Origin of the sequence: Sinorhizobium chiapasense, from assembly GCF_045277575.1 — a bacterium.
GTDB lineage: Bacteria > Pseudomonadota > Alphaproteobacteria > Rhizobiales > Rhizobiaceae > Ensifer > Ensifer chiapasense_A.
Map to the genome: position 1 here is coordinate 3,263,028 of NZ_CP144205.1, position 23,110 is coordinate 3,286,137.

At 62.9% G+C, this 23,110-nt stretch carries 22 protein-coding genes; 9 read left to right on the plus strand and 13 right to left on the minus strand.

Going from position 1 to position 23,110, the window contains the following annotated elements; genetic code table 11:
* The first annotated feature begins 9 nt into the window (after positions 1–9).
* The 3 genes from QM996_RS15700 to QM996_RS15710 all read left to right on the plus strand — a co-directional run bounded on the left by QM996_RS15700 (position 10) and on the right by QM996_RS15710 (position 3,053).
* A complete protein-coding gene (locus tag QM996_RS15700) occupies positions 10–828 on the plus strand; it encodes a carbohydrate ABC transporter permease (RefSeq protein WP_065774067.1) in 819 nt (272 codons plus the stop codon).
* On the plus strand, positions 828–1,250 hold the full coding sequence (locus QM996_RS15705) for a DUF2160 domain-containing protein (RefSeq protein ID WP_500270329.1): 423 nt from the start codon (positions 828–830) through the stop codon (positions 1,248–1,250). The genes QM996_RS15700 and QM996_RS15705 overlap by 1 nt, the downstream gene beginning before the upstream one ends.
* Before the next feature lie 81 nt (positions 1,251–1,331).
* Positions 1,332–3,053: an ABC transporter substrate-binding protein gene (locus QM996_RS15710; RefSeq protein ID WP_500268263.1), complete on the plus strand. Its 1,722-nt coding sequence runs from the start codon at positions 1,332–1,334 to the stop codon at positions 3,051–3,053.
* A gap of 114 nt (positions 3,054–3,167) precedes the next feature.
* Here the strand turns inward: QM996_RS15710 and QM996_RS15715 are convergent, their stop codons facing one another.
* Positions 3,168–3,623 (minus strand): hypothetical protein, encoded by a 456-nt coding sequence (locus tag QM996_RS15715; protein WP_429815067.1) that lies wholly within the window; start codon positions 3,621–3,623, stop codon positions 3,168–3,170.
* A gap of 389 nt (positions 3,624–4,012) precedes the next feature.
* Complete coding sequence (locus QM996_RS15720; protein WP_173517719.1) at positions 4,013–4,441, minus strand: Fur family transcriptional regulator; 429 nt, start codon at positions 4,439–4,441, stop codon at positions 4,013–4,015.
* 121 nt (positions 4,442–4,562) lie between these two features.
* On the opposite strand from QM996_RS15720, the gene QM996_RS15725 reads away from it, so the two are divergent.
* From QM996_RS15725 to QM996_RS15740, 4 genes are read left to right on the plus strand one after another with little or no spacing between them, the layout of a single operon-like run.
* Positions 4,563–5,468 (plus strand): metal ABC transporter substrate-binding protein, encoded by a 906-nt coding sequence (locus tag QM996_RS15725; protein WP_500268264.1) that lies wholly within the window; start codon positions 4,563–4,565, stop codon positions 5,466–5,468.
* A complete protein-coding gene (locus QM996_RS15730; protein WP_500268265.1) occupies positions 5,465–6,400 on the plus strand; it encodes an ATP-binding cassette domain-containing protein in 936 nt (311 codons plus the stop codon). Before QM996_RS15725 ends, QM996_RS15730 begins: the two co-directional genes overlap by 4 nt.
* Positions 6,397–7,257, plus strand: coding sequence for a metal ABC transporter permease (locus QM996_RS15735; protein WP_500268266.1), 861 nt, complete (start codon positions 6,397–6,399; stop codon positions 7,255–7,257). The genes QM996_RS15730 and QM996_RS15735 overlap by 4 nt, the downstream gene beginning before the upstream one ends.
* Positions 7,254–8,105 carry a metal ABC transporter permease gene (locus tag QM996_RS15740; RefSeq protein WP_500268267.1) on the plus strand — a complete coding sequence of 284 codons (852 nt, stop codon included), beginning with the start codon at positions 7,254–7,256 and terminating at the stop codon, positions 8,103–8,105. Before QM996_RS15735 ends, QM996_RS15740 begins: the two co-directional genes overlap by 4 nt.
* A 39-nt stretch (positions 8,106–8,144) precedes the next feature.
* Here the strand turns inward: QM996_RS15740 and QM996_RS15745 are convergent, their stop codons facing one another.
* Both QM996_RS15745 and QM996_RS15750 read right to left on the minus strand, forming a co-directional pair.
* Positions 8,145–8,894: a FoF1 ATP synthase subunit A gene (locus QM996_RS15745; RefSeq protein WP_500270330.1), complete on the minus strand. Its 750-nt coding sequence runs from the start codon at positions 8,892–8,894 to the stop codon at positions 8,145–8,147.
* A 327-nt stretch (positions 8,895–9,221) separates the two neighbouring features.
* Entirely contained in the window at positions 9,222–10,127 is a 906-nt protein-coding gene (locus tag QM996_RS15750) for an aminoglycoside phosphotransferase family protein (protein ID WP_500268268.1), read from the minus strand.
* Between the two features lie 274 nt (positions 10,128–10,401).
* Here QM996_RS15750 and QM996_RS15755 point away from each other — a divergent pair, with 274 nt between their 5' ends.
* Positions 10,402–11,328, plus strand: a complete 927-nt coding sequence (locus QM996_RS15755) for a DUF6030 family protein (protein ID WP_500268269.1) — start codon at positions 10,402–10,404, stop codon at positions 11,326–11,328.
* 36 nt (positions 11,329–11,364) lie between these two features.
* Here the strand turns inward: QM996_RS15755 and QM996_RS15760 are convergent, their stop codons facing one another.
* A complete protein-coding gene (locus QM996_RS15760) occupies positions 11,365–11,796 on the minus strand; it encodes an Lrp/AsnC family transcriptional regulator (RefSeq protein WP_429815038.1) in 432 nt (143 codons plus the stop codon).
* A gap of 125 nt (positions 11,797–11,921) precedes the next feature.
* Here QM996_RS15760 and QM996_RS15765 point away from each other — a divergent pair, with 125 nt between their 5' ends.
* On the plus strand, positions 11,922–13,025 hold the full coding sequence (locus QM996_RS15765) for a saccharopine dehydrogenase family protein (RefSeq protein WP_483500292.1): 1,104 nt from the start codon (positions 11,922–11,924) through the stop codon (positions 13,023–13,025).
* Positions 13,026–13,343: 318 nt separating this feature from the next.
* Here the strand turns inward: QM996_RS15765 and QM996_RS15770 are convergent, their stop codons facing one another.
* The 8 genes from QM996_RS15770 to QM996_RS15805 form a co-directional block, all read right to left on the minus strand.
* Positions 13,344–14,771: a glycosyltransferase family protein gene (locus QM996_RS15770; protein ID WP_500268270.1), complete on the minus strand. Its 1,428-nt coding sequence runs from the start codon at positions 14,769–14,771 to the stop codon at positions 13,344–13,346.
* Positions 14,772–15,024: 253 nt separating this feature from the next.
* Entirely contained in the window at positions 15,025–15,426 is a 402-nt protein-coding gene (locus tag QM996_RS15775; RefSeq protein ID WP_500268271.1) for a F0F1 ATP synthase subunit epsilon, read from the minus strand.
* Between the two features lie 115 nt (positions 15,427–15,541).
* Positions 15,542–17,059, minus strand: a complete 1,518-nt coding sequence (atpD, locus tag QM996_RS15780; RefSeq protein WP_429815027.1) for a F0F1 ATP synthase subunit beta — start codon at positions 17,057–17,059, stop codon at positions 15,542–15,544.
* Positions 17,060–17,083: 24 nt separating this feature from the next.
* Positions 17,084–17,965: a F0F1 ATP synthase subunit gamma gene (locus QM996_RS15785; protein WP_500268272.1), complete on the minus strand. Its 882-nt coding sequence runs from the start codon at positions 17,963–17,965 to the stop codon at positions 17,084–17,086.
* Between the two features lie 27 nt (positions 17,966–17,992).
* The gene (atpA, locus tag QM996_RS15790; RefSeq protein ID WP_500268273.1) at positions 17,993–19,522 is read right to left on the minus strand and encodes a F0F1 ATP synthase subunit alpha; all 1,530 of its coding nucleotides are present in this window, start codon (positions 19,520–19,522) and stop codon (positions 17,993–17,995) included.
* Complete coding sequence (locus tag QM996_RS15795; protein ID WP_500268274.1) at positions 19,522–20,088, minus strand: FoF1 ATP synthase subunit delta; 567 nt, start codon at positions 20,086–20,088, stop codon at positions 19,522–19,524. The genes atpA and QM996_RS15795 overlap by 1 nt, the downstream gene beginning before the upstream one ends.
* A 258-nt stretch (positions 20,089–20,346) precedes the next feature.
* Positions 20,347–20,733 carry an AGROH133_08824 family phage infection protein gene (locus tag QM996_RS15800; protein ID WP_500268275.1) on the minus strand — a complete coding sequence of 129 codons (387 nt, stop codon included), beginning with the start codon at positions 20,731–20,733 and terminating at the stop codon, positions 20,347–20,349.
* A gap of 150 nt (positions 20,734–20,883) precedes the next feature.
* Positions 20,884–23,100: a primosomal protein N' gene (locus QM996_RS15805; RefSeq protein ID WP_500268276.1), complete on the minus strand. Its 2,217-nt coding sequence runs from the start codon at positions 23,098–23,100 to the stop codon at positions 20,884–20,886.
* Positions 23,101–23,110: the final 10 nt, after the last annotated feature.

The following is a 23,110-nucleotide window of genomic DNA, read 5'->3' on the forward strand; positions in this document are numbered from 1 at the left end:
AGAACCAACATGCAGACACAACCGCTTACCGAACGCCTGTCCTGGCTGGTGCCAACGATCTACATCGTCTTCCTCCTGCTGCCGATCTACTGGCTCGTCAACATGAGCTTCAAGGAGACGAGCGAGATCCTCAGCACCTTCTCGCTCTGGCCGGTGAACCCGACGCTCCGGAACTACCAGGTGATCTTCACCGATCCGTCCTGGTACAACGGCTATATCAACTCGATCATCTACGTGGTCATGAACACGGTGATCTCGGTGACGGCAGCGCTGCCGGCGGCCTACGCCTTCTCGCGCTACCGCTTCCTCGGCGACAAGCACCTGTTCTTCTGGCTGTTGACCAACCGCATGGCGCCGCCCGCGGTCTTCGCGCTGCCCTTCTTCCAGCTCTATTCGGCCTTCGGCCTGATCGACACGCACATCGCCGTGGCGCTCGCCCACTGCCTGTTCAACGTGCCGCTCGCCGTCTGGATCCTGGAAGGCTTCATGTCCGGCGTGCCGAAGGAAATCGACGAAACCGCCTATATCGACGGCTACTCGTTCCCGCGCTTCTTCGTGAAGATCTTCATGCCGCTGATCGCCTCGGGCATCGGTGTCGCCGCCTTCTTCTGCTTCATGTTCTCCTGGGTCGAACTCCTGCTTGCCCGCACGCTGACGACCACCGACGCGAAGCCGATCGCTGCCACCATGACCCGCACGGTTTCCGCCTCGGGCCTCGACTGGGGCGTGTTGGCCGCTGCCGGCGTGCTCACCATCATTCCGGGCGCGCTGGTGATCTACTTCGTTCGCAACTACATCGCCAAGGGCTTTGCCCTCGGGAGGGTATGATGACCGCTCAACCCATTCGCAAGGCCCGTTGGCAACTGCCCTTCGCCGCCGTTCTCGTCGTCTATGCCGCCGTCGCCGGGCTGCTCATGAGCATGCTGCCGATCAAGGACGGCGCACGCGACTGGTTCGCGCCGTTGGTCGCCGGCGGCTGGATGGCCTGGTCGTTCCCGTCGGCCATGTTCTTCCTCACCATCTTCGCACTGCTGTCGATGATGGCAGTCTGGGAATATGCCTCGCCGGGCGGCAATCCGCGCGTCGGCATCCTGCGCTTCGAGACCACGCGGGGTGATCGCCTCTTCGTGTCGTTGCTCGGCAGCGCCTTCATTCACCTCGCGTGGCTCGGCTTCGTCGGCGGACAGAACCTGTGGTGGGCGCTCGCGCTCTCCCTGGTCTATGCCGTCGGCGTCTTCCGCTACGTCTGAGGCGAACCGATTTGACGGGCCGCTGGGTAGCGGCCCGTCAAAACCTAAAGAACCGCACTCGCAAACCTAAGGGAGGGAATTATGCGACGGCATCTTTTGACTACGACGGCGGCAATGCTGCTGGCCTTTACCGGCACGGCATTCGCCGGCATGGACGAGGCGAAGAAGTTCCTCGACAGCGAGATCGGCGACCTGTCCTCGCTCGACCGCGCGGCCCAAGAAGCCGAAATGCAGTGGTTCGTCGATGCGGCCAAGCCCTTCGCCGGCATGGAGATCAAGGTCGTTTCCGAAACGATCACCACCCATGAATACGAATCGAAGGTTCTCGCCAAGGCCTTCGCCGACATCACCGGCATCAAGATCACCCACGACCTGATCGGCGAAGGCGACGTCGTCGAAAAGCTGCAGACGCAGATGCAGTCGGGCGAAAACGTCTATGACGCCTATATCAACGACTCGGACCTGATCGGTACCCACTGGCGCTACCAGCAGGCCCGCAGCCTGACCGACTTCATGGCCAATGAAGGCAAGGACGTCACCAACCCGAACCTCGACATCGATGACTTCATCGGCAAGTCCTTCACGACGGCGCCGGACGGCAAGCTCTACCAGCTTCCCGACCAGCAGTTCGCGAACCTCTACTGGTTCCGCTACGACTGGTTCAACGACGAGAAGAACAAGGCGGACTTCAAGGCGAAGTACGGCTACGACCTCGGCGTTCCGGTCAACTGGTCGGCCTACGAAGACATCGCCGAGTTCTTCACCGGCCGCGAAATCGACGGCAAGAAAGTCTATGGCCACATGGACTACGGCAAGAAGGACCCGTCGCTTGGCTGGCGCTTCACCGACGCCTGGCTGTCGATGGCCGGCAACGGCGACAAGGGCATCCCGAACGGCAAGCCGGTCGACGAGTGGGGCATCAAGGTCGACGAAAACTCGCGTCCGGTCGGCTCCTGCGTTGCCCGTGGCGGCGACACCAACGGCCCGGCCGCGGTCTACTCGATCCAGAAGTATCTCGACTGGATGAAGGCCTATGCACCGGCTGCCGCCCAGGGCATGACCTTCTCGGAGTCCGGCCCGGTTCCGTCGCAGGGTGAAATCGCCCAGCAGATGTTCACCTACACGGCGTTTACCGCCGACTTCGTCAAGGCGGGTCTGCCCGTCGTCAACGAAGACGGCACGCCGAAGTGGCGTTTCGCTCCGAGCCCGCACGGCGTCTACTGGAAGGACGGCATGAAGCTCGGTTACCAGGACGCCGGTTCCTGGACGCTCTTGAAGTCCACGCCTGACGATCGCGCCAAGGCCGCCTGGCTCTATGCGCAGTTCGTGACCTCGAAGACCGTCGACGTGAAGAAGAGCCATGTCGGCCTCACCTTCATCCGCCAGTCGACGCTCGACCACAAGAGCTTCACCGATCGCGCTCCGAAGCTCGGCGGCCTGATCGAGTTCTACCGTTCGCCGGCCCGCCTGCAGTGGTCGCCAACCGGCACGAACGTTCCTGACTATCCGAAGCTGGCTCAGCTTTGGTGGCAGGCGATCGGCGATGCCTCCTCGGGTGCGAAGACCGCCCAGGAAGCCATGGACTCGCTGTGCGCCGAGCAGGAGAAGGTTCTTTCCCGTCTCGAGCGTTCGGGCGTCCAGGGCGACATCGGCCCGAAGCTCGCCGAAGAGCACGATCTCGAATACTGGAACAAGGACGCCGCTTCCAAGGGCAACCTCGCTCCGCAGTTGAAGGTCGAGAACGAGAAGGAAAAGCCGCAGACCGTCAACTACGACGATCTGGTCAAGAGCTGGCAGCAGTAAAAAACGGGGCCGCCTGCAAGACGGGCGGCCTCTTCTCTTCAGGAGATGCGGCACCGGGGTCGGCAACGGCCCCGGTTTTTCTTTGCCGGCATTCCCTGGAAGAAATGGCCCCACCTACATGCGCGCCAGCCGCAAACGCCTGGACTTCTCGGACCGGCGCTTGTCGAAGATCGCCCTGACCGCCCGTGTCGAGCCATCGTCCATCCGCACCGTCATGTCCATGTAGAGATGCTTGTCGACGATCGCGATCCGGATGTCGAAGGGCTGGCCGCGATAGTGGCTGTCGCCGCCCTCGCTCCAACGGCCGATCCCCTCGGCGCTATAGCCGCCTCCAGCGCGCCCGAGATGGACCACCGCGAACCATCCGTCCTTGCCCGTCACTTTCAGGACAGGACCGTTCCGCCTGATTTCGACCCAGCAGGTCTCGCATGCGTCCGTTCCTGACGCCACCTGCTGCCATTGCCCCGGAAAGGTCGCGCCGCTGGCGCGCGCAGCAGCCGGTGGAAGGGCGAAGGCGAGCGTGAACAGCACAGCGGCCAGATGCCGGAAGGCCTGTCTCCAAGATACCATCGATCGTGATCCCAAACGAACGGCGCCGGAGCATTCGCACCGGCGCAGAAACCATCGATGCTTCGCATTGCGGCTACGTTGCATGATCTTTGGATTCGTCAGGCCGTGGCTGACGCTCTTTCGTTTGAAGGCAACAGGAGACGTTGCGCGACATCCCTGCTGCATGTCTTCGTCCTTAAATCGACCTCGATTTAAGGACGAAGACATGCAGCAAATCAACGTGCTACGGCGGCCTTTGCACGTCTGATAAGACGCGCGGCGCTGTAGGTCGCGCAGAAGGGCTCAGCAATCTTGCGACAACGACATGCGAAATATCAAAAACTTAAAGCGCAAGGAGCGATCGCAAAGATCGCGACGCACTTTGGCGCAGCCTCCCCAACGCGCTTGGCTCAGTCCTTGCGCTTGCGGCAATAGAGCTCGAGGCGGTGCCGCACCAGATCGTAGCCGAGCTCGGCGGCAATCTCCGCTTGCAACTGCTCGATCTTGTCGGAGCGGAACTCGATGACCGCACCGGTATCGATGTCGATAAGATGATCGTGATGTGGCGCGTCGGCGGTCTCGAAACGCGCGGTGGCGCTTTCGAAGGCGTGGCGATGCACCACGCCCTGCTGTTCGAGCGCCGACAGCGTCCGGTAGACGGTCGAAAGCGAGACGGTGGCGTCGATCTCCTTCGCCCGGCGATGCAGTTCGTTTGCGTCCGGATGGTCTTCGGCGGTGGCGAGGATCTTCAGGATTGCGGAGCGCTGACGCGTCACGCGCACGCCGCCATCCCGCAAAACACCTTCCAGTTCTTCGACACGATTCTTGTTCTGTTTCATGGTCGTACACTAGCCAAGGGCACCGGTTTTGAAAATAGCTAGTTGCGAATGCTTCTCATTTGCATTGACTTATGCAAACCATTCGCCTACTCCTGTGGGCGTCAACATCTGGGAGTAGTGAATGATCGATCAGACGAGGCGCGCGATCCTGGCAGCGGCCGCTGCCCTGGCAGCCATCGCGCTCGCTCCGGGCACCAGCTCGGCGCAAGAAAAGTTCAAGGCAGTGACGACCTTCACGGTCATTGCCGACATGGCAAAAAACGTCGCGGGCGACGCGGCCGTCGTCGAATCGATCACCAAACCGGGTGCCGAGATCCACAACTACCAGCCGACCCCGCGCGACATCCTGAAGGCGCACGACGCCAAGCTGATCCTGTGGAACGGTCTGAACCTGGAACGCTGGTTCGAGAAGTTCTTCCAGAATTTCGATGATGTACCGGGCGTCGTCGTCTCGACTGGCGTCGAACCCATGGGCATTGCCGAGGGCCCCTACAGCGGCAAGCCCAACCCGCATGCCTGGATGTCGCCGTCCGCCGCGCTGATCTATGTCGACAACATCCGCGACGCCTTCGTGAAATACGACCCCGCCAATGCCGAGGCCTACAAGGCCAATGCCGAGGCCTATAAGCAGAAGATCGAGGCAACCATTGCGCCGATCCGTGCCGAGATCGCCAAGATCCCTGAGGACAAGCGCTGGCTGGTATCGAGCGAAGGCGCCTTCAGCTACCTGATTCGCGACTTCGGCATGAAGGAACTCTATCTCTGGCCGATCAATGCCGACCAGCAGGGTACCCCGCAGCAGGTCCGCAAGGTGATCGACGCCGTCCGGGCCAACCACATCCCTGTCGTCTTCTCCGAAAGCACGATCTCGCCCGACCCGGCCGAGCAGGTCGCGCGCGAAACCGGTGCCAAATACGGCGGCGTGCTCTACGTTGATTCCTTGAGCGAAGCGGACGGTCCGGTTCCGACCTATATCGACCTGCTGCGCGTCACATCGGAAACCATCGCCAAAGGCCTCTCGCAATGAACCTCCAGGTGAAGACCCGCTCCGGCCAGCCGCCGGTATCAGGCGAGCAAGGCAGCGGCATCCGCGTCGCAGGCGCGACCGTCACCTACCGCAACGGGCTGCGCGCCCTGCGCGACGCCACCTTCGAGATCCCGACGGGCACTATCAGCGCGCTCGTCGGCGTCAACGGCAGCGGCAAGTCGACGCTGTTCAAGGCGATCATGGGGTTCGCCCGCCTGTCGCGCGGCGAAATCTCGATCCTTGGGCGCTCCGTTCCGGAAGCGCTCAGGAAGAACCTCGTCGCCTATGTGCCGCAGGCCGAAGAGGTCGACTGGAACTTCCCGGTTCTCGTCGAGGACGTCGTCATGATGGGCCGCTACGGTCACATGAACATGCTGCGCATCCCGAAGAGGGCAGACCATGAGGCGGTCGAGGCAGCGCTTGCCCGGGTCGGCATGAGCGACTACCGCAAGCGCCAGATCGGCGAGCTCTCCGGCGGCCAGAAGAAGCGCGTCTTCCTGGCGCGCGCCCTTGCCCAGGATGGCAAGGTCATCCTGCTCGACGAACCCTTCACCGGCGTCGACGTCAAGACCGAGGATGCGATCATCCGCCTGCTGATCGGCCTTCGTGACGAAGGCCGGGTGATGCTGGTTTCGACCCACAATCTCGGCAGCGTGCCGGAGTTCTGCGACCGCACCGTGCTGCTCAAAAACACGGTTCTCGCCTATGGCCCGACCGAAACCACCTTCACCCGCGAAAACCTCGAACTCGCCTTCGGCGGGGTGCTCCGGCATTTCGTGCTCGGCGGCGAAAACCTGCACGACGATGCCGACCCGCGGCAGCTTGCCGTCATCACCGACGACGAGCGCCCGCTGGTCATGTATGGCGACAAGGACCGCATGGTGGCGCAGCCGGCAAAACCCGAAACGGACGCGGAGCCGAACGGCAAATGACCGCCACGCTCCTGGAACCCTTCACCTATGGCTACATGCTCAACGCCATGTGGGTCAGCGCGCTGGTCGGCGCCGTCTGCGCCTTCCTCTCCTCCTACCTGATGCTGAAGGGCTGGTCGCTGATCGGTGATGCCCTTTCGCACTCGATCGTCCCCGGTGTCGCCGGCGCCTACATGCTCGGCCTGCCGTTTTCCATTGGCGCCTTTTTCTCCGGCGCGCTTGCGGCCGGCGCCATGCTGTTTCTCAATCAGCGCACCCGGCTGAAGGAGGACACGATCATCGGCCTGATCTTCACCTCCTTCTTCGGCCTCGGGCTCTTCATGGTGTCGCTGTCGCCGACTTCGGTGAACATCCAGACGATCGTGCTTGGCAACATCCTGGCGATCACGCCCGCCGATACGCTGCAGCTTGCCATCATCGGCATCGTCTCGCTCATCATCCTGACGGCGAAGTGGAAGGACCTGATGGTGACCTTCTTCGACGAGAGCCACGCCCGCTCGATCGGCATTCCCACCACCTTCCTCAAGGTGCTGTTCTTCACGCTGCTTTCGGCCTGCACCGTCGCAGCGCTTCAGACCGTCGGCGCCTTCCTCGTCATCGCCATGGTGGTGACGCCGGGCGCCACCGCTTACCTGCTCACGGACCGCTTTCCGCGGCTTATCCTGATCAGCGTCGCCATCGGGGCGCTCACGAGCTTCTTCGGCGCCTATTTCAGCTACTTCCTCGATGGTGCCACCGGCGGCATCATCATCGTGCTGCAGACCCTGCTCTTCCTTGCAGCCTTCGTCTTCGCCCCGAAACACGGGCTTCTCGCCGCACGCAGGCGTGGCGCCGAACCGGCGGAGGCGGGCCGATGATCTCGCTCGACATGCTGCTCGCCGTCTTCGAATTTGAGTTCATGCGCAATGCGCTGCTGATCTCGGTGCTGGTCGCGATCCCGACGGCAATGCTCTCCTGCTTCCTGGTGCTGAAGGGCTGGTCGCTGATGGGTGACGCGATCTCGCACGCGGTCTTCCCCGGCGTCGTGATCTCCTACATCGTCGGCCTGCCGCTGGCCGTCGGCGCTTTCGCAGCCGGCATGTCCTGTGCGCTTCTGACCGGCTATCTCAAGGAGAACAGCCGTATCAAGCAGGACACGGTGATGGGCGTGGTCTTCTCCGGCATGTTCGGCTTCGGGCTAGTGCTCTACACCAAGATCCAGAGCGACGTGCACCTCGATCATATCCTCTTCGGCGACATGCTCGGCATCGGCTGGCCGGACATTGTCGAAACCGGCGTGATCGCCCTGGTCGCCACCGGCATTCTCGCCATCAAATGGCGCGATTTCCTGCTGCACGCCTTCGATCCCGCCCAGGCCAAGGCCGTCGGCCTTCCGGTCAACTGGCTGCATTACGGGCTGCTCGCGATCCTGTCGCTGACGATCGTCGGCGCGCTGAAGGCGGTAGGGCTGATCCTTGCCATCGCCATGCTGATCGCGCCCGGCGCCATCGCTTTCCTGATTACCCGCACCATGGGCGCGATGCTCGTCGTCGCCGTGTTCATAGCGATGACGGCCTCCTTCTGCGGCGTCTACCTCTCCTTCTTCATCGATAGCGCACCGGCGCCGACCATCGTGCTGCTGATGACTGCAATGTTCCTGCTCGCCTTCGCCTGGTCATCCTGGCGGACCTACCGGATCGAAGCGCGACGAACGACGGCCGAGTGACGACGCGGCTCCCGTTGCAGGGAGCCTCTTCCACTTTTCTCAGTGGCTCGGATGGAGCGCGTCGTTGAGATACATGCAGGTCAGCATGGTGAAGATATAGGCCTGGATGAGCGCCATCAGCAGTTCGAGCCCGGTCAGCGCCACCGTCATCAGCAGGGGCATGACCGCGGCCAGGATTCCGAGCGCCCCGAGGCCAGTGAGCCCCACGACGAAGCCCGCGAAAACCTCGAGCGTGATGTGGCCGGCCAGCATGACCGCGAACAGACGAACCGAGTGGCTGACCGGCCGCGCGAGGTAGGAGACCACCTCGATCGGGATGATGATCGGCGCCAGAATCAATGGCACGCCCGCCGGCATGAACAATCGCAGGAAGCCGAAGCCGTGCCGGTAGATACCGAAGAGCGTGACCGTCAGGAACACGAGCATCGCCAGCGCAAAGGTCACGGCAATATGGCTCGTCACCGTGAAGGCATAGGGGAACGTGCCGATCACATTGGCGACCAGAATGAACATGAACAGCGAGAAGACCAGCGGGAAGAAGCGCATGCCCTTCTCGCCGGCATTGTCGCGGAGCGTCTTTGCCGCAAACTCATAGAGGATCTCCGCCGCCGCCTGCGCCCGGTCCGGCACGAGGCCGTGTCTTCGCGTTGACAGGATCAGGAAGAGACTGGCGATCGCGACGGTCAGCACCATGTAGGCGGCCGAATTGGTAAAGCTGATCTGGTGGCCGCCGACCTCGGCGATCGGAAGGAGCGACTTGATCTCGAATTGTTCGATGGGTCCAGCCATCATCAACCTCGTGCGCTGGTGACGAAACATCGGCGGCACGCGACGGCGGCCGCTGACGCGTCAATGTGTTGGATAAGCGTCGACGACCGAGATCGTTCCACGAAGCGAGCGCTTCCGATGAATTGATCGGGCTGTTCCGGGAGGAGGAAGGTCACGCGGACGCGCCGCGGGCTTTGGGGCTGCATGACGCGATCGACTTCAGTATCTCGGTGGAGATAGTGAGGCCGTCCCCATGCGAAGCACCGACGCGGGACGTCCCGCCTGCGCCCGACCCAGAGGCAATCTGCCGCCCGGTCAAGCTGGCGTCTGTCCGAAGCGCAACCGGCCTCAGCCGTAGCGGCGATGATCCATAAGCACGTCTTCGATCACCGCGCGCTGCTTTGCCCTCTCGCTTGCGGGCGCGCCGGTCATGCCGGCAAGAACGATCAGCGCCTTCCACAGGGTCCAGCCCCGCCCACGCGCCCAAGCGCCGCGATCGAGTGCCATGCCATCGCGGAAGACGTCGCGGCTCTCGCCCTGGAAGAACGTCCAGGCTATCGCGAGATCACAGGCCGGATCGCCGACGCCCGAGGTGCCGAAATCGATGACGGCGCTCAGGCGACCGTGCTCGACCAGCAGGTTGCCCCAGGCGATATCGCCGTGAAACCAGACGGGCGTCCCCTCGAACGGTGCAGCAAGAGCGGCTTCCCACACCTCCCTGGCCGCCGCCGTGTCGACCTCGCCTTCGAGCAGCGTGAGCGCCTGGCGCGTCTGCGCGTCATAGAAGCCTGGAGGACCACCACGATGAAAATTGTGGTCGCCGGGCAGGGGCCCGCCGGCCGTATCCGCCTGCCGCATGGCGCGCAGAAACCGCGTGAGGTCCTTCGCCACGTCGCGGAGATCCGTGACCCGCTCCACCGCCAATGTCTCGCCCGGAAGCCAGCGGTAGACCGACCAGCGCCAGGGAAAGCCTTCGCCGGGCGTGCCCTTGGCCAGGGGCACGGGAATGGGCAGCGGCAGGTGCGGCGCCAGCCGCGGCAGCCAGTGGTGCTCCTTCTCCACCTGCAGCACGTAATGCTCGGCGCTCGGCAGGCGCACGGTCATCTGATCGCCGAGCCGGAAGGTTCTGTTGTCCCAGCCGCCGGGTTCGATCGGGCGCACCTCGAGATCCGACCATTGCGGAAACTGCGTTGCAATCAGCCGCCGTACCAGCGACGCGTCGATCACAAGCTCGGCTGAACTCGAAACTGCCATGGCGCATCCCATTCGATATTTGCGCCAAGCTATGTGATCGCCGCTGGATTTCAACTTCTCAGTCTCACCGCACCTCTGGTTCAGCGGCGCGTTGTGCCGAGACGCAACAGTCCCTTGCCGATATCGGCGGTTGCATATTGCCGCCGCGACGGATTTCGGGGATGAAGAGGGCCCAGACCCGTTGATAACCCGAGACCATGGAAGCCCGGCCGACCGTTCACCTTTTGCTGGAGGCGCCGCGCCTCATCGCGCCCCGCCGGGCAGGCGAGGCGGCATGAGCGCGTCCCGTGGCAAGACGCCGGCACAAAGGCCCGCCGGCCGGACGGGACTGCGCTTCTTTCTTGTGGCCCTCGTCCTGATCGTCACCGCCATTCTCGCGACGGCCCTGCTCGCCAACGAGCAGCGCAACCTCAGGAAAGTTCTCGTCGCATTGGGCCTGCCGACGACATTCCTCGAGAGGAGCAAGCCCCCCGAACCGATGGCCGAGAAGCCGGCAAGGCGCGAACCGCCGCGCATCGCCCTGCCCGCCTGGACCTTCCAGGATCTGCAGACGCCGGAGCAGCAATTCCTGCGCGTGATCCGCAGCGACCCCAAGGCGCTTTGCGATGAATTGCGTGACGCCGGCTTCCGCGAACTCGAATGGAAAGCCGGTGGCGGAGAACGCGCCCAGTGGGAATGTTCATCGCTCGTCTCCTTCCCGCGTCCGGGCGAGGACAAACCCTCGTCGATCTTCATCTTCGTCAAGGGCAGCGGCGAAGAGGAAATCACCTCCTTCCGCGTCAAGCTCAACATCGAACGCCCCGACGACCGCCAGGCCGTGACCACCGCAGCAGCACGGGCGGCTTCCGTATTTCTCGACCATGTGCGCTGGGCCGACGCGGCCAGCGTCACGCTGCAGATCCAGGCTCTGAAGGAATTCGACCTCAAGCGTTTCGGTAGCCGCATCCAGTTCAAGCGCGAGTCCGACGAGGTGACGCCACGCTACAATTTCCTTGCGAACCAGCCGCCGCGCGCGCGGCCAAAGAGCATTGCCGAGCTCTACTTCGACCGGAGCAAATGGCTTGCCTATGGCGATGCCAGCCAACGCAGCTTCGTCAAGGGTCCCACGGAATGGAACGTGCCGGCGAAAGTACCGGATGGCACGGAACCGGCGACCGATACCAGCGCCGGCGAAAAGCCCGCCGCCAACCTCAGGCCATGACGGTCCTGGCGCGCCCGGTTTACGGAAAGCAACGACCTAGCGATCGATCCGGGTCGACAGGATAATCGAAGATAACGTTCGGTCGACGCCATCGATTTCGCCGATGCGATCGATCAGGAGATCGAGTTCGCTGATCGACGTCGCCGCGACCACGGCGATAAGGTCGAAACTGCCGCTGACGGAATGCAGCGTCTGGATTTCCCGGATGGCGCTGAGTTCAGGGGTGACGCGGGAGAGCGCCCGCGGCGCGATGGTGATCAGCACGTGCGCCTTGACCAGCCCCTTCTCGTAGCTCTCCGACAGGCGCACGCCATAGCCGGTGATGATGCCCTCGCGCTCCAACCGCTCGATCCTCGCCTGCACCGTCGTACGCGACAGGCCGAGTCGCCGCGCGATCGTCGCGGTCGGCATGCGGGCGTTTTCGCTGAGGATGGCGAGGAGCTCCCGATCCTTGTCCGTGATCTGCATTTCGTCGGTCCGCTTGGGCAATCTGCCGAATATCTATAGGCGATTTAGTCGTTTCAGCGCTTCAAATCAACAACCCCTCCCCCGACAATAGCGACAGAAACAGTTCTCATACCCTGGGGGAAAGAATGAAGAATATCGTCGTCATCGGAGCAGGCAAGATCGGCTCCACCATCGCTCGCATGCTCGCCCATACCGGCGACTACAGCGTCTGCGTCGCTGACCGCAGCGCCGAGCAGCTGGAGCAGATCGAAAAGCATGCCGCGATCACGACGGCAACCGTCGACATCGGCGACAAGAAGGCGCTCGTCGCCCTTCTCTCCGGCAAGTTCGCCGTGCTCAGCGCCGCTCCGTTCCACCTGACGGTGGCGATCGCCGAAGCCGCTGCCGAAGCCGGCATCCACTATTTGGACCTCACCGAAGACGTCGAATCCACCCGCCAGGTCAAGGCGATCGCGGCCAAGGCGAACACCGCCTTCATCCCGCAGTGCGGCCTCGCACCGGGCTTCATCTCGATCGTCGCCAACGATCTCGCCAGCCGCTTCGAGACGCTCGAAAACGTGCGCATGCGCGTCGGCGCCCTGCCGCAGTATCCGTCGAACGCTCTGAACTATAACCTGACCTGGAGCACCGACGGCGTCATCAACGAATACATCGAGCCCTGCGAGGCGATCGTCGAAGGCAACCTCATCGAAGTGCCGGCCATGGAAGAGCGCGAAGAATTCTCGCTCGATGGCGTCACCTACGAAGCCTTCAACACCTCGGGCGGCCTCGGCACCCTCTGCGAATCGCTGAAGGGCAAGGTCCGGACGCTCAACTACAAGACGATCCGCTATCCGGGCCACGCCGCGATCATGAAGGCGCTCTTGAACGATCTCGGCCTGCGTCATCGCCGCGAAGTCCTCAAGGACATCTTCGAGAACGCGCTGCCGACCACGACCCAGGACGTCGTCGTGATCTTCGTCACCGTTTCGGGCTTCCGCGACGGCCGCCTGATCCAGGAAACCTACGCCAACAAGGTCTATAGCGGCGTCGTTGCCGGCCGCATGCAGAGCGGTATCCAGATCACCACGGCAGGCAGCATCTGCGCCGTGCTCGACCTGCTCGCCGAAGGCAAGATCGCCTCGAAGGGCTTTGTCCGCCAGGAAGACATCAGCCTCGACACATTCCTCGCAAACCGCTTCGGCCACTACTACGCTCAGAAGGGTGAAACCGAGCGCGTCGCCGGCTGATCCTTCAGCTTGAAGCGTGCCAGATTTGGAGCGGGATAGATATTCCGCTCTCACCTACGCAAAGCCCGGGTCACCCGGGCTTTTTTCATGTCGTCCAGTCATTTGGGCTACAGCGCCGCGCGTCTTCTGAGGCGCGCAAAGGTCGCCGTCGCACCTTGATTTGCTGCAGGTCTCTGTCTTTGGAGCGAGGTCGAGATGCACCAAGGGCGTCGCGATCTTTCAGATTCGTTCCTCCGCTTCAAGCCTTTGATATTTCGCATGCCGTTATCGCAAAACCGCGGCGCGCCTTTGCGGCGACATGCTTCAAGGGACAGCCCCTTAGCTTCGGCCGAATTCGTCCTCGATGCGGATGATGTCGTCTTCACCGAGATAGGAGCCGGTGCGCACTTCGATCAGTTCCAGCGGAATCTTGCCCGGGTTGTAGAGCCGGTGCACGATCCCCGGCGGAATGTAGGCCGACTCGTTCTCGTGCAGCATGCGCGTTTCTCCGGCCATCGTGATCTCCGCCGTGCCGCGCACCACGATCCAATGTTCTGCCCGATGATGATGCTTCTGCAGCGAGATCTTCTTGCCGGGATTCACCCGCAGCCGTTTGACGGCAAAACGTTCTCCGTCCGAAATGGCGGCGACCGCGCCCCAGGGGCGATAGGAGGTCGGGTGTATCTCGGTCAGGACCGTCGTCTGCGGTGATTTCGCCAATGTCTTGACGATGGAGCCGACGCTCTGGCTGTCGGCCAGCCGTCCGACATAGACGGCATCCTCGCCGGCAATGACGGCGACATCGTCCAGTCCTTGAACGGCAAGGTGGATGTCGCGCGACAGGACCAGCGAATTGCGCGTGTTCGACACCGTCGCCCTGTCGGTGACGACATTGCCGTCACTGTCCTTTTCTCCCGTCTTCCAGACGGCGTCCCAGCTGCCGAGATCGGACCAGAGGAAGGAAGACGGTACCACGGCTGCCCGCGCGGTCTTTTCAAACACCGCATAATCGACGGAGATCTCGGGCGCAGTCGCAAAGCTCGCGGCATCCAGGCGCGTGAAATCGAGGTCCTTCTGTGCCCCTTCCAGCGCGAGCTTCGCCGCTTCCCAGACCGGCGGCGCGTGCCGCTTCATTTCGTCAAGAAAGGGATTTACCGGCAGCATGAACATGCCGGAGTTCCAGAGGTAGCGCCCGGTCTCGAGCATCGCTTCGGCTTTCGCACGGTCCGGCTTCTCGACGAAACGCGCCACACGGTTCGTGCCCGCCGTCAACTCCTCGCCGCACTCGATATAGCCGTAGCCGGTCGCGGGTTCCGTCGGTGTGATGCCGAAGGTCACCAACTCGCCGTGACTTGCGGCCTGCTGCGCCCTGAGGATGCAATCCCCGTAGACCTCGCCGGCATCGATCTCGTGGTCGGAGGCAAGGACCTGAATGATCGCGCCCTTGCCGTAGCGGGCGAGAACCTGGAAGGCCGCAGCAGCCAGCGCCGGTGCGGTGTTGCGGGCCATCGGCTCAAGCAGGATGTCGCCCAGGGGAACGTCGATCGCCCGGGCCTGTTCCGCGACGATGAAGCGAAAGTCGCTGTTGGTGACGATGATGGCCGGCTCGAACTGGCTGGCGTCGTGAACGCGCTCCAGCGTCTGTTGGAACAGCGAGCGATCGGAGAGGATTTGCAGGAATTGCTTTGGCGCGGCGGCGCGCGAGAGCGGCCACAGACGGGTGCCGCGTCCGCCGGCCATGATCACCGGAACAATCTTTGACGTCATACCGGCGCCTCTTCCTCTTCGAGCTGAACGTTCCGGGACCAATCAAGGGCTTCTGATGGAGAATAGCCAAAGCGCCGATCCGGGCAAGCCATTCGCCGACATGAAGGTTTAGGCAGTGTGAGGAAAAGCGTATGCGGCCCTCCGCCCACATCTCGCTCTAACTTTAGGGGAACGATTGCGGCAAAGGCCTGCGACCAATAAAAAACCCCGCTCGAAGCGGGGTTCAAATCGGTCACCCTTCCGGGTGTCCCTTTCAAGCCGGGATCACGATCTCGCCAAGCTTCGTCAGCTCGGCAACAAACTGTTCGAGACGGGTCTTCTTCTCGTCTCCGGCGCCTTCCAGCTCGGCGCGAACCGCTTCGATGCGGTTCTCAAGAATTGTGCGGTCGAGTTCGTCGACGTGGACGGCGGACTCGGCCAGAAGCGTGCAGCCGGTCGGCAGAATGTCGGCAAAACCGCCGAACACGGCAAAGCGCTCGGTCTTGCCGTCCGCCGTCTTCACCGAGACCACGCCGGGCTTGACCGTCGTCATCGTCGGAGCGTGATTGGCCATCACGGTCATCTCGCCCTCGGTCGCCGGAATGACGACTTCCGTCACTTTTTCGGAGAGGAGCAGGCGCTCGGGGGAAACAAGCTCAAAGTTGAAATCGGCCATGACCATTCACTTCTCGTGGGCGCGCCACCCGAGGGTGGCTGTGCATGTCTTCCCTGCCCTCTGAGAAGGCAGGATGAAAGCCTCGGCGCGCCATCGCGCCGAGGCTTAAGTGCTATCAAGCGGCTTCTGCAGCCAGCTTCTTGGCCTTTTCGATCGCTTCTTCGATCGAGCCGACCATGTAGAAGGCAGCTTCCGGCAGATGGTCGTATTCGCCGTTGACCAGGCCCTTGAAGCCCTTGATCGTGTCTTCGAGGGCGACGAGCTTGCCCGGCGAGCCGGTGAAGACTTCGGCGACGAAGAACGGCTGCGACAGGAAGCGTTCGATCTTACGAGCGCGGGCAACGGCCAGCTTGTCTTCTTCAGACAGTTCGTCCATGCCCAGGATGGCGATGATGTCCTGCAGGGCCTTGTAGCGCTGCAGCGTGCCCTGGACCTTACGAGCGACTTCGTAGTGGTCTTCGCCGACGATCATCGGGTCGAGCATGCGCGACGTGGAGTCGAGCGGGTCAACGGCCGGGTAGATGCCCTTTTCAGCGATCGAGCGCGACAGAACGGTCGTCGCGTCAAGATGCGCGAACGAGGTTGCCGGCGCCGGGTCGGTCAAGTCGTCGGCCGGAACGTAGATGGCCTGAACCGAGGTGATCGAGCCCTTGGTCGTGGTGGTGATGCGTTCCTGCATCGCGCCCATGTCGGTCGCCAGCGTCGGCTGGTAACCCACGGCCGAGGGAATACGGCCGAGCAGAGCCGACACTTCCGAGCCAGCCTGGGTGAAGCGGAAGATGTTGTCGACGAAGAACAGAACGTCCTGGCCCTTGTCGCGGAAGTCTTCAGCGATCGTCAGACCGGTCAGAGCAACACGTGCGCGTGCGCCCGGCGGTTCGTTCATCTGGCCGTAAACGAGCGCAGCCTTGGAGCCTTCGCCGCCGCCGTGCTTGTTAACGCCGGACTCGATCATTTCGTGGTAGAGGTCGTTGCCTTCGCGGGTACGTTCACCCACGCCTGCGAACACCGAGTAACCACCGTGCGCCTTGGCGACGTTGTTGATCAGTTCCATGATGAGAACGGTCTTGCCGACGCCTGCGCCGCCGAAGAGGCCGATCTTGCCGCCCTTTGCGTAAGGAGCGAGAAGGTCGACGACCTTGATGCCGGTGACGAGGATCTGGGCTTCCGTCGACTGTTCGACATAGGCCGGAGCGTCCTGGTGGATTGCGCGCTTCGCGGACGTGACCAGCGGACCGGCTTCGTCAACCGGCTCGCCGATGACGTTCATGATACGGCCGAGCGTTTCGTCGCCGACCGGAACCGAGATCGGGCCGCCGGTGTCGGTGACCGACTGGCCGCGAACCAGACCTTCGGTCGAGTCCATGGCGATCGTGCGGACGGAGTTTTCGCCGAGGTGCTGCGCGACTTCGAGAACGAGGCGGTTGCCGTTGTTGTCGGTTTCCAGCGCGTTCAGGATCTGCGGAAGCTGGCCTTCTTCGAACGCGACGTCGACGACGGCGCCGATGACCTGCGTTACACGACCCACAGCGCCCGTTGCGGCAACTGCTGCGGTCTTGGCGGAAGCTGCCTTCCTCGGTGCAGCGGGCTTCTTCTCCGCTACGGTTTCTTTCGGGGTAGCTGCCTTAGCCATAATTCTTACCCTCTTCTCGTGACCTTAGAGCGCTTCCGCGCCCGAGATGATTTCAATGAGTTCCTTGGTGATCTGCGCCTGACGCTGACGGTTGTAGTTCAGCGTCAGCTTGTTGATCATCTCACCAGCATTGCGCGTCGCATTGTCCATCGCGCTCATCTTCGCGCCCATTTCGCCGGCAACGTTTTCCAGCAGAGCCCTAAAGATCTGCACGGAGATGTTGCGCGGAATGAGATCGGTGAGGATGGCGCCCGCGTCCGGCTCGTATTCGTAGACGGCCGAAGCGTCCGATGCGTCGGCGGCAACCGGTGCTGCCGAAGCCGGGATCAACTGCTGCGCAGTCGGAACCTGCGAAATAACGGACTTGAACTCGGAGTAGAACAGCGTGCAGACATCGAACTCGCCCTTTTCGAAGAGCCCGATGACCTTGTGACCGATCTGATCGGCGTTCTCGAAGCCGATCTTCTTGACTTCACGCAGATCGACACGATCGATGATCAGCGACGCATATTCGCGACGCAGGATATCGAAGCCCTTCTTGCCGACGCAGATGATCTTGACCGTCTTGCCGGCTGCAAGCAGCTTGCGAACGTGGTCGCGGGCATGGCGGGCGATCTGCGAGTTGAAGCCGCCGCAAAGGCCGCGTTCAGCCGTGCAGACGACCAGAAGGTGCGTATCGTCCTTACCGGTCCCGGTCATCAGCGCAGGCGCGCTGTCGTCCGCACCAACCGCCTGGGCGATGTTGGCGAGAACGGCAGCCATGCGCTGCGAGTAAGGCCGGGCGGCCTCGGCCGCCTCCTGCGCACGCCGAAGCTTCGCCGCGGCGACCATCTTCATCGCCTTGGTGATCTTCTGCGTCGCCTTGACGGAGGCGATCCGGTTTTTCAGATCCTTAAGTGAAGGCATCCGTTGTCCGTCCTAAATGAAATCCGCTCAGGCGAAAGACTTGGCGAAGCTGTCGATTGCTGCCTTGAGCTTTGCCTTGGTGTCGTCCGAGATCGCCTTTTCCTTGCGGATGGTTTCCAGAACGTCCTTGCCTTCCGAACGCAGGTAGGAAAGCAGACCCTGTTCGAACTTGCCGACCTGGGCGACCGGAAGCTTGTCGAGGTAGCCGTTGACGCCGGCGAAGATCACCGCGACCTGCTCTTCCGTCTTCAGCGGCGAGAACTGCGGCTGCTTCAGGAGTTCGGTCAGGCGAGCACCACGGTTCAGGAGGCGCTGGGTTGCGGCATCGAGGTCCGAGCCGAACTGAGCGAAGGCCGCCATTTCGCGGTACTGAGCCAGTTCACCCTTGATCGAGCCTGCGACCTGCTTCATCGCCTTGATCTGAGCCGACGAGCCGACGCGCGATACCGACAGACCGACGTTAACGGCCGGACGGATACCCTGGTAGAACAGGTCGGTTTCGAGGAAGATCTGGCCGTCGGTGATCGAGATCACGTTGGTCGGGATGAACGCCGAAACGTCGTTGCCCTGCGTTTCGATGACCGGCAGAGCCGTCAGCGAGCCAGCGCCCATGTCGTCGTTCAGCTTTGCAGCGCGCTCGAGCAGGCGGGAGTGCAGGTAGAAAACGTCGCCCGGGTAGGCTTCGCGGCCCGGCGGGCGGCGCAGCAGGAGCGACATCTGACGGTAGGCAACGGCCTGCTTGGACAGGTCGTCGTAGCCGATGAGAGCGTGCTTGCCGTTGTCACGGAAGTATTCGCCCATGGCGCAGCCCGCGAACGGTGCGAGGTACTGCATCGGAGCCGGGTCGGAGGCCGTCGCAGCAACGATGATCGAATACTGAAGAGCGCCACGCTCTTCGAGAACCTTCACGAACTGGGCAACTGTCGAGCGCTTCTGACCGATAGCGACATAGACGCAATACAGCTTGTCACCTTCCGGACCATTGTCGTGAATGGCCTTCTGGTTAAGGATCGTGTCGAGGATGATGGCGGTCTTGCCGGTCTGGCGGTCGCCGATGACGAGCTCGCGCTGGCCGCGGCCGACCGGGATCAGCGCATCGATGGCCTTGAGGCCGGTCGACATCGGCTCATGCACCGACTTGCGCGGAATGATGCCCGGAGCCTTGACGTCAACGCGGGCGCGCTGCTTGGCATTGATCGGACCCTTGCCGTCGATCGGGTTGCCGAGCGCGTCGACGACGCGGCCGAGCAGTTCCGGACCAACCGGGACGTCCACGATGGCGCCAGTCCGCTTGACGGTGTCGCCTTCCTTGATGTCACGGTCCGAACCGAAGATAACGACACCGACGTTGTCGGCTTCGAGGTTCAGCGCCATGCCGCGAATTCCACCGGGGAATTCGACCATTTCGCCTGCCTGAACATTGTCGAGGCCGTAGACGCGGGCAATACCGTCACCGACGGAAAGCACCTGACCGACTTCGGAGACTTCTGCTTCCTGGCCGAAATTTTTGATCTGATCTTTGAGAATTGCGGAAATTTCCGCGGCGCGGATATCCATCAGCCGACCTCTTTCAGTGCAAGCTTAAGGGTAGAGAGTTTGGTGCGAAGGGAGGTGTCAATCTGGCGGGACCCGACCTTGACGATCAGACCTCCAAGAATAGACGGGTCGACGGTGACGTTGACCGCCACGTCTTTGCCGGTGACGCTTTTCAGCGTCGCCTTCAATTCAGTTTCCTGCGCTGCGGTGAGCGCATGGGCCGACGTGACGTCGGCGGAAATTTCGCCACGATGGCGCGCGGCGATCAGGCGGAACGCCTTGATCATGCCCGGCAGCGCGAAGAGGCGGCGATTGCGGGCAACGACCTTGAGGAAGTTGCCGACGAGCCCGGAGATGCCAGCCTTCGCGGCAACTGCCGAAATGGCCTTGAACTGGTCGTCTGCAGAAAAGACCGGGCTTACGATCAGCCGCTTCAGATCATCGCTGCCGTCGATCAGGGCCTGGACGCGGGCAAGATCCGCGCCGACTGCCTCGACGGAACCGGCGCTAAGCGCGAGTTCAAAAAGCGAGGACGCATATCTTTCTGCAACACCGGAAATAAGCTGGGATGTGTCTGCCACGGGCACAAGCTTCTCTCAATTTCATCCAAGAACCGAGTTGGTGGTGAGCCGTCAACTTAACTTCTTGAATTTGCTGCAATAACTTGCAGGATATCGAGGCCTGGCGACCCACTTCCCCCGCAATTCGCGGTTCGTCTAGCATAGGATGTTTGGACTCGCAACACGCGAACGGCAGGAATGCGGCATAAGTCGGCCGCCTTGGGCCGAATTTTGCCGTAAATTCGTTTCCTGCACCGTGAATCGCGGAATAGCCCGCGGGCACGATCAGATCATGCCGAAGACGTAGGCGAGCGGAAGGATGGCGAGTGCCGCCTGAACGAAGAGCGCCAGCCAGTTGTAGACCGTGCCACCATTGTCACTCATCATCGAGAGGATCCGGCCGAAGGCGGCAAGCGCAAAGGCCGCTCCGACGGCAAGATAGACCATCGGCTGCGCCAGCAGGATGGCGGCAAGGCCGAGCCCGACATGCATGCCACCCATGGTGGAGCGCGCCTCGGCATAGCCGCCGCGCCGCCCCTCGGCGAGGCCGATGCCAGCCGCGCGAAAGGTAAACCGCGGCGCAAACAGCATCACGACGCCGATCAGCACTGCTGCCGCCGCCGCGCAGAAGGCGAGGAACTCGCCGGTTTCCGTCGGAATGTAGAACTCCATGCCCGTTCCCACAGATGAGCCGTTGTCATGTCGTTTCGCCTTCGGCTGGCTGGCCGCCCGAAGCGAAGCACTTCTGACCTCTAGCGCATGTCGCCCTGGTTGTGAATCGCCTGCCGTCTCATAGCAACGACGATCACAGGAAACTTGAATTTACAGGAAGCTTTGGGGATCGATGTCGAGCTGGACGCTGATCGAGCCGCGTTCCTTCGGGCCGGCGGCGATCATCGCCTTGACGAAGGCCTGCATGTCGCTGTTGCGTCGGCCATGCACGAGCAGGCGGAAGCGATGCCGCCCGCGGATCAGCGCCAGTGGCGCTTCCGCGGGGCCGAGAATGGTGATGCCATCGGTCCGGGGCGCAGCCATGCGCAAGCCGCGCGCATGGCCCTCGGCATCCTGCCGCGTATCGGCCGAAACGATCAGCGAGGCGAGCCGGCCGAAGGGCGGCAGCAGCGCCTTCTCCCGCTCGGCGATCTCGCGGTCGTAGAAGGCGTCTGCATCGCCCGAAACGATCGCCTGCATCACCGGATGCTGTGGCTGGTAGGTCTGTAAGAGGCCAAGGCTCTTGAGGCCGGTTCGCCCCGCACGACCCGTAACCTGCGAGAGCAATTGGAAAGTCCGCTCCGCCGCACGCGGATCGCCGTTCGCCAGGCCGAGGTCGGCATCGACGATGCCAACCAGCGTCATCAGCGGAAAATTATGTCCCTTGGCGACGAGCTGCGTGCCGATGACGATGTCGGCTTCGCCGCGGGCAATGGCGTCGAGTTCCAGTCGCAAGCGCTTGACGCCCATCAGGTCCGAGGAGAGCACGATGGTGCGCGCCTCGGGAAAATGCCGCTCCACCTCCTCGGCGATGCGCTCGACACCGGGACCGCAGGCAACCAAGTGATCGAGCGTACCGCATTCCGGGCAGGCTTCCGGCGTCTTCTCCGAGTAGCCGCAATGGTGGCACTGGATCTGGCCGCGGAATCGGTGCTCGACGAGCCAGCTCGCACAATCCGGGCACTGGAAGCGATGGCCGCAGACTCGGCAGAGCGTCAGCGGCGCATAGCCGCGACGATTGAGGAAAAGCAGCGCCTGCTCGCCGCGCTCGACGGCCTTGCCGATCTGGTTGATGAGGACAGGCGAAAGGAAGCCACCGCGCGCCGGCGGATGCTGGCGCATGTCGACCACGCCGAGCCGCGGCAGCGCCGCATCGCCGAAGCGCGTCGGCAGATGGATCGGCTTGTAGCGGCCGACCTCGCCATTGACCCGGCTTTCGACCGAAGGCGTCGCCGAGACGAGTACGACCGGAAAGCCGGTGATGCGGCCGCGCACGACCGCCATGTCGCGCGCATTGTAGAAGACGCGGTCCTCCTGCTTGTAGGCGGGGTCGTGCTCTTCGTCGACGATGATGAGACCCAGGTCCTCGAAGGGCAGGAACAGCGCTGAGCGGGCGCCGGCAACGACACGCACCGTGCCGGTCGTCACCTGACGCCAGACCTTTTCACGCGTGCGCGGCGCGAGGTCCGAATGCCACTCCGCCGGCTTCGCGCCGAAACGATCCTGGAAGCGCTCGAGAAAACTCGACGTCAGCGCGATCTCCGGCAACAGCATCAACACCTGCTTGCCCGCCCGAAGCGTCGCCGCGATCGCCTCGAAATAGACCTCGGTCTTGCCGGACCCGGTGATGCCGTCGATCAATGACACCGAGAAGCCGCCCTCCTCCACCGCCGCAAGGAGGTCGGCGGCGGCGTCCTTCTGAGCGCCTTCGAGCCGGGGAGCGACGAAATCGGGATCGGGCAAGGCAACCACCGGCGGCGGCGGCATGAATACGGTCTCGAAGACGCCTTGCTGGGTCAGCCCGTCGATCACGCTCGACGAGGTGCCGGCCGCGTGCGCGAGCCCCGAGCGCGTCCAGGAGAAGCCGTCGCTGGCGGCGGCAATCACGCGCTCGCGCGCCGCCGTCATGCGCTCCGGCCGCATCTCGGTAAGGCGCAGGGCCTCGACCATCGGCTCCGGATCGAAGGCGGCCGGCGCCCGGAGCGCCATGCGCGCGACGAGTCCCGGCGGCGTGACGGTATAGGCGGCTACCCAATCGAGAAAGGTCCGCATATCCCGCGTCAGCGGCGGGCAGTCGAAAACCTTCTCGATCGTCTTGAGTTTCTTCGGGTCGACGGAGCCGTCGTCATCACCATCCCAGACGACGCCGACGACGAGGCGTGGCCCGAGGGGCACCTGCACGATCGAGCCAGGCTCCACCGCCATGCCATCAGGAACCCCATAGGAATAGGCTTTCGGCGCCGGCATGGGCACCAGGACCGGCACGACGCGACGGCCCGGAGCGGACCTGAGCAAATCGCCGAATAAATCGGTTGAATCGCGAGTCATTTTACCGTGA

Excerpts from the sequence above, each read along its gene's own strand:
- QM996_RS15700 (WP_065774067.1), top strand. The coding sequence starts at position 10 with ATGCAGACACAACCGCTTACCGAACGCCTGTCCTGGCTGGTGCCAACG.
- QM996_RS15750 (WP_500268268.1), bottom strand. The coding sequence starts at position 10,127 with ATGGCAGTTTCGAGTTCAGCCGAGCTTGTGATCGACGCGTCGCTGGTA.
- QM996_RS15720 (WP_173517719.1), bottom strand. The coding sequence starts at position 4,441 with ATGAAACAGAACAAGAATCGTGTCGAAGAACTGGAAGGTGTTTTGCGG.
- QM996_RS15800 (WP_500268275.1), bottom strand. The coding sequence starts at position 20,733 with ATGGAGTTCTACATTCCGACGGAAACCGGCGAGTTCCTCGCCTTCTGC.
- atpD (WP_429815027.1), bottom strand. The coding sequence starts at position 17,059 with ATGGCTAAGGCAGCTACCCCGAAAGAAACCGTAGCGGAGAAGAAGCCC.
- QM996_RS15745 (WP_500270330.1), bottom strand. The coding sequence starts at position 8,894 with ATGGCTGGACCCATCGAACAATTCGAGATCAAGTCGCTCCTTCCGATC.
- QM996_RS15755 (WP_500268269.1), top strand. The coding sequence starts at position 10,402 with ATGAGCGCGTCCCGTGGCAAGACGCCGGCACAAAGGCCCGCCGGCCGG.
- QM996_RS15805 (WP_500268276.1), bottom strand. The coding sequence starts at position 23,100 with ATGACTCGCGATTCAACCGATTTATTCGGCGATTTGCTCAGGTCCGCT.
- QM996_RS15710 (WP_500268263.1), top strand. The coding sequence starts at position 1,332 with ATGCGACGGCATCTTTTGACTACGACGGCGGCAATGCTGCTGGCCTTT.
- QM996_RS15730 (WP_500268265.1), top strand. The coding sequence starts at position 5,465 with ATGAACCTCCAGGTGAAGACCCGCTCCGGCCAGCCGCCGGTATCAGGC.
- QM996_RS15770 (WP_500268270.1), bottom strand. The coding sequence starts at position 14,771 with ATGACGTCAAAGATTGTTCCGGTGATCATGGCCGGCGGACGCGGCACC.
- QM996_RS15725 (WP_500268264.1), top strand. The coding sequence starts at position 4,563 with ATGATCGATCAGACGAGGCGCGCGATCCTGGCAGCGGCCGCTGCCCTG.
- QM996_RS15705 (WP_500270329.1), top strand. The coding sequence starts at position 828 with ATGACCGCTCAACCCATTCGCAAGGCCCGTTGGCAACTGCCCTTCGCC.
- QM996_RS15785 (WP_500268272.1), bottom strand. The coding sequence starts at position 17,965 with ATGCCTTCACTTAAGGATCTGAAAAACCGGATCGCCTCCGTCAAGGCG.
- QM996_RS15760 (WP_429815038.1), bottom strand. The coding sequence starts at position 11,796 with ATGCAGATCACGGACAAGGATCGGGAGCTCCTCGCCATCCTCAGCGAA.
- QM996_RS15735 (WP_500268266.1), top strand. The coding sequence starts at position 6,397 with ATGACCGCCACGCTCCTGGAACCCTTCACCTATGGCTACATGCTCAAC.
- atpA (WP_500268273.1), bottom strand. The coding sequence starts at position 19,522 with ATGGATATCCGCGCCGCGGAAATTTCCGCAATTCTCAAAGATCAGATC.
- QM996_RS15765 (WP_483500292.1), top strand. The coding sequence starts at position 11,922 with ATGAAGAATATCGTCGTCATCGGAGCAGGCAAGATCGGCTCCACCATC.
- QM996_RS15740 (WP_500268267.1), top strand. The coding sequence starts at position 7,254 with ATGATCTCGCTCGACATGCTGCTCGCCGTCTTCGAATTTGAGTTCATG.
- QM996_RS15775 (WP_500268271.1), bottom strand. The coding sequence starts at position 15,426 with ATGGCCGATTTCAACTTTGAGCTTGTTTCCCCCGAGCGCCTGCTCCTC.
- QM996_RS15715 (WP_429815067.1), bottom strand. The coding sequence starts at position 3,623 with ATGGTATCTTGGAGACAGGCCTTCCGGCATCTGGCCGCTGTGCTGTTC.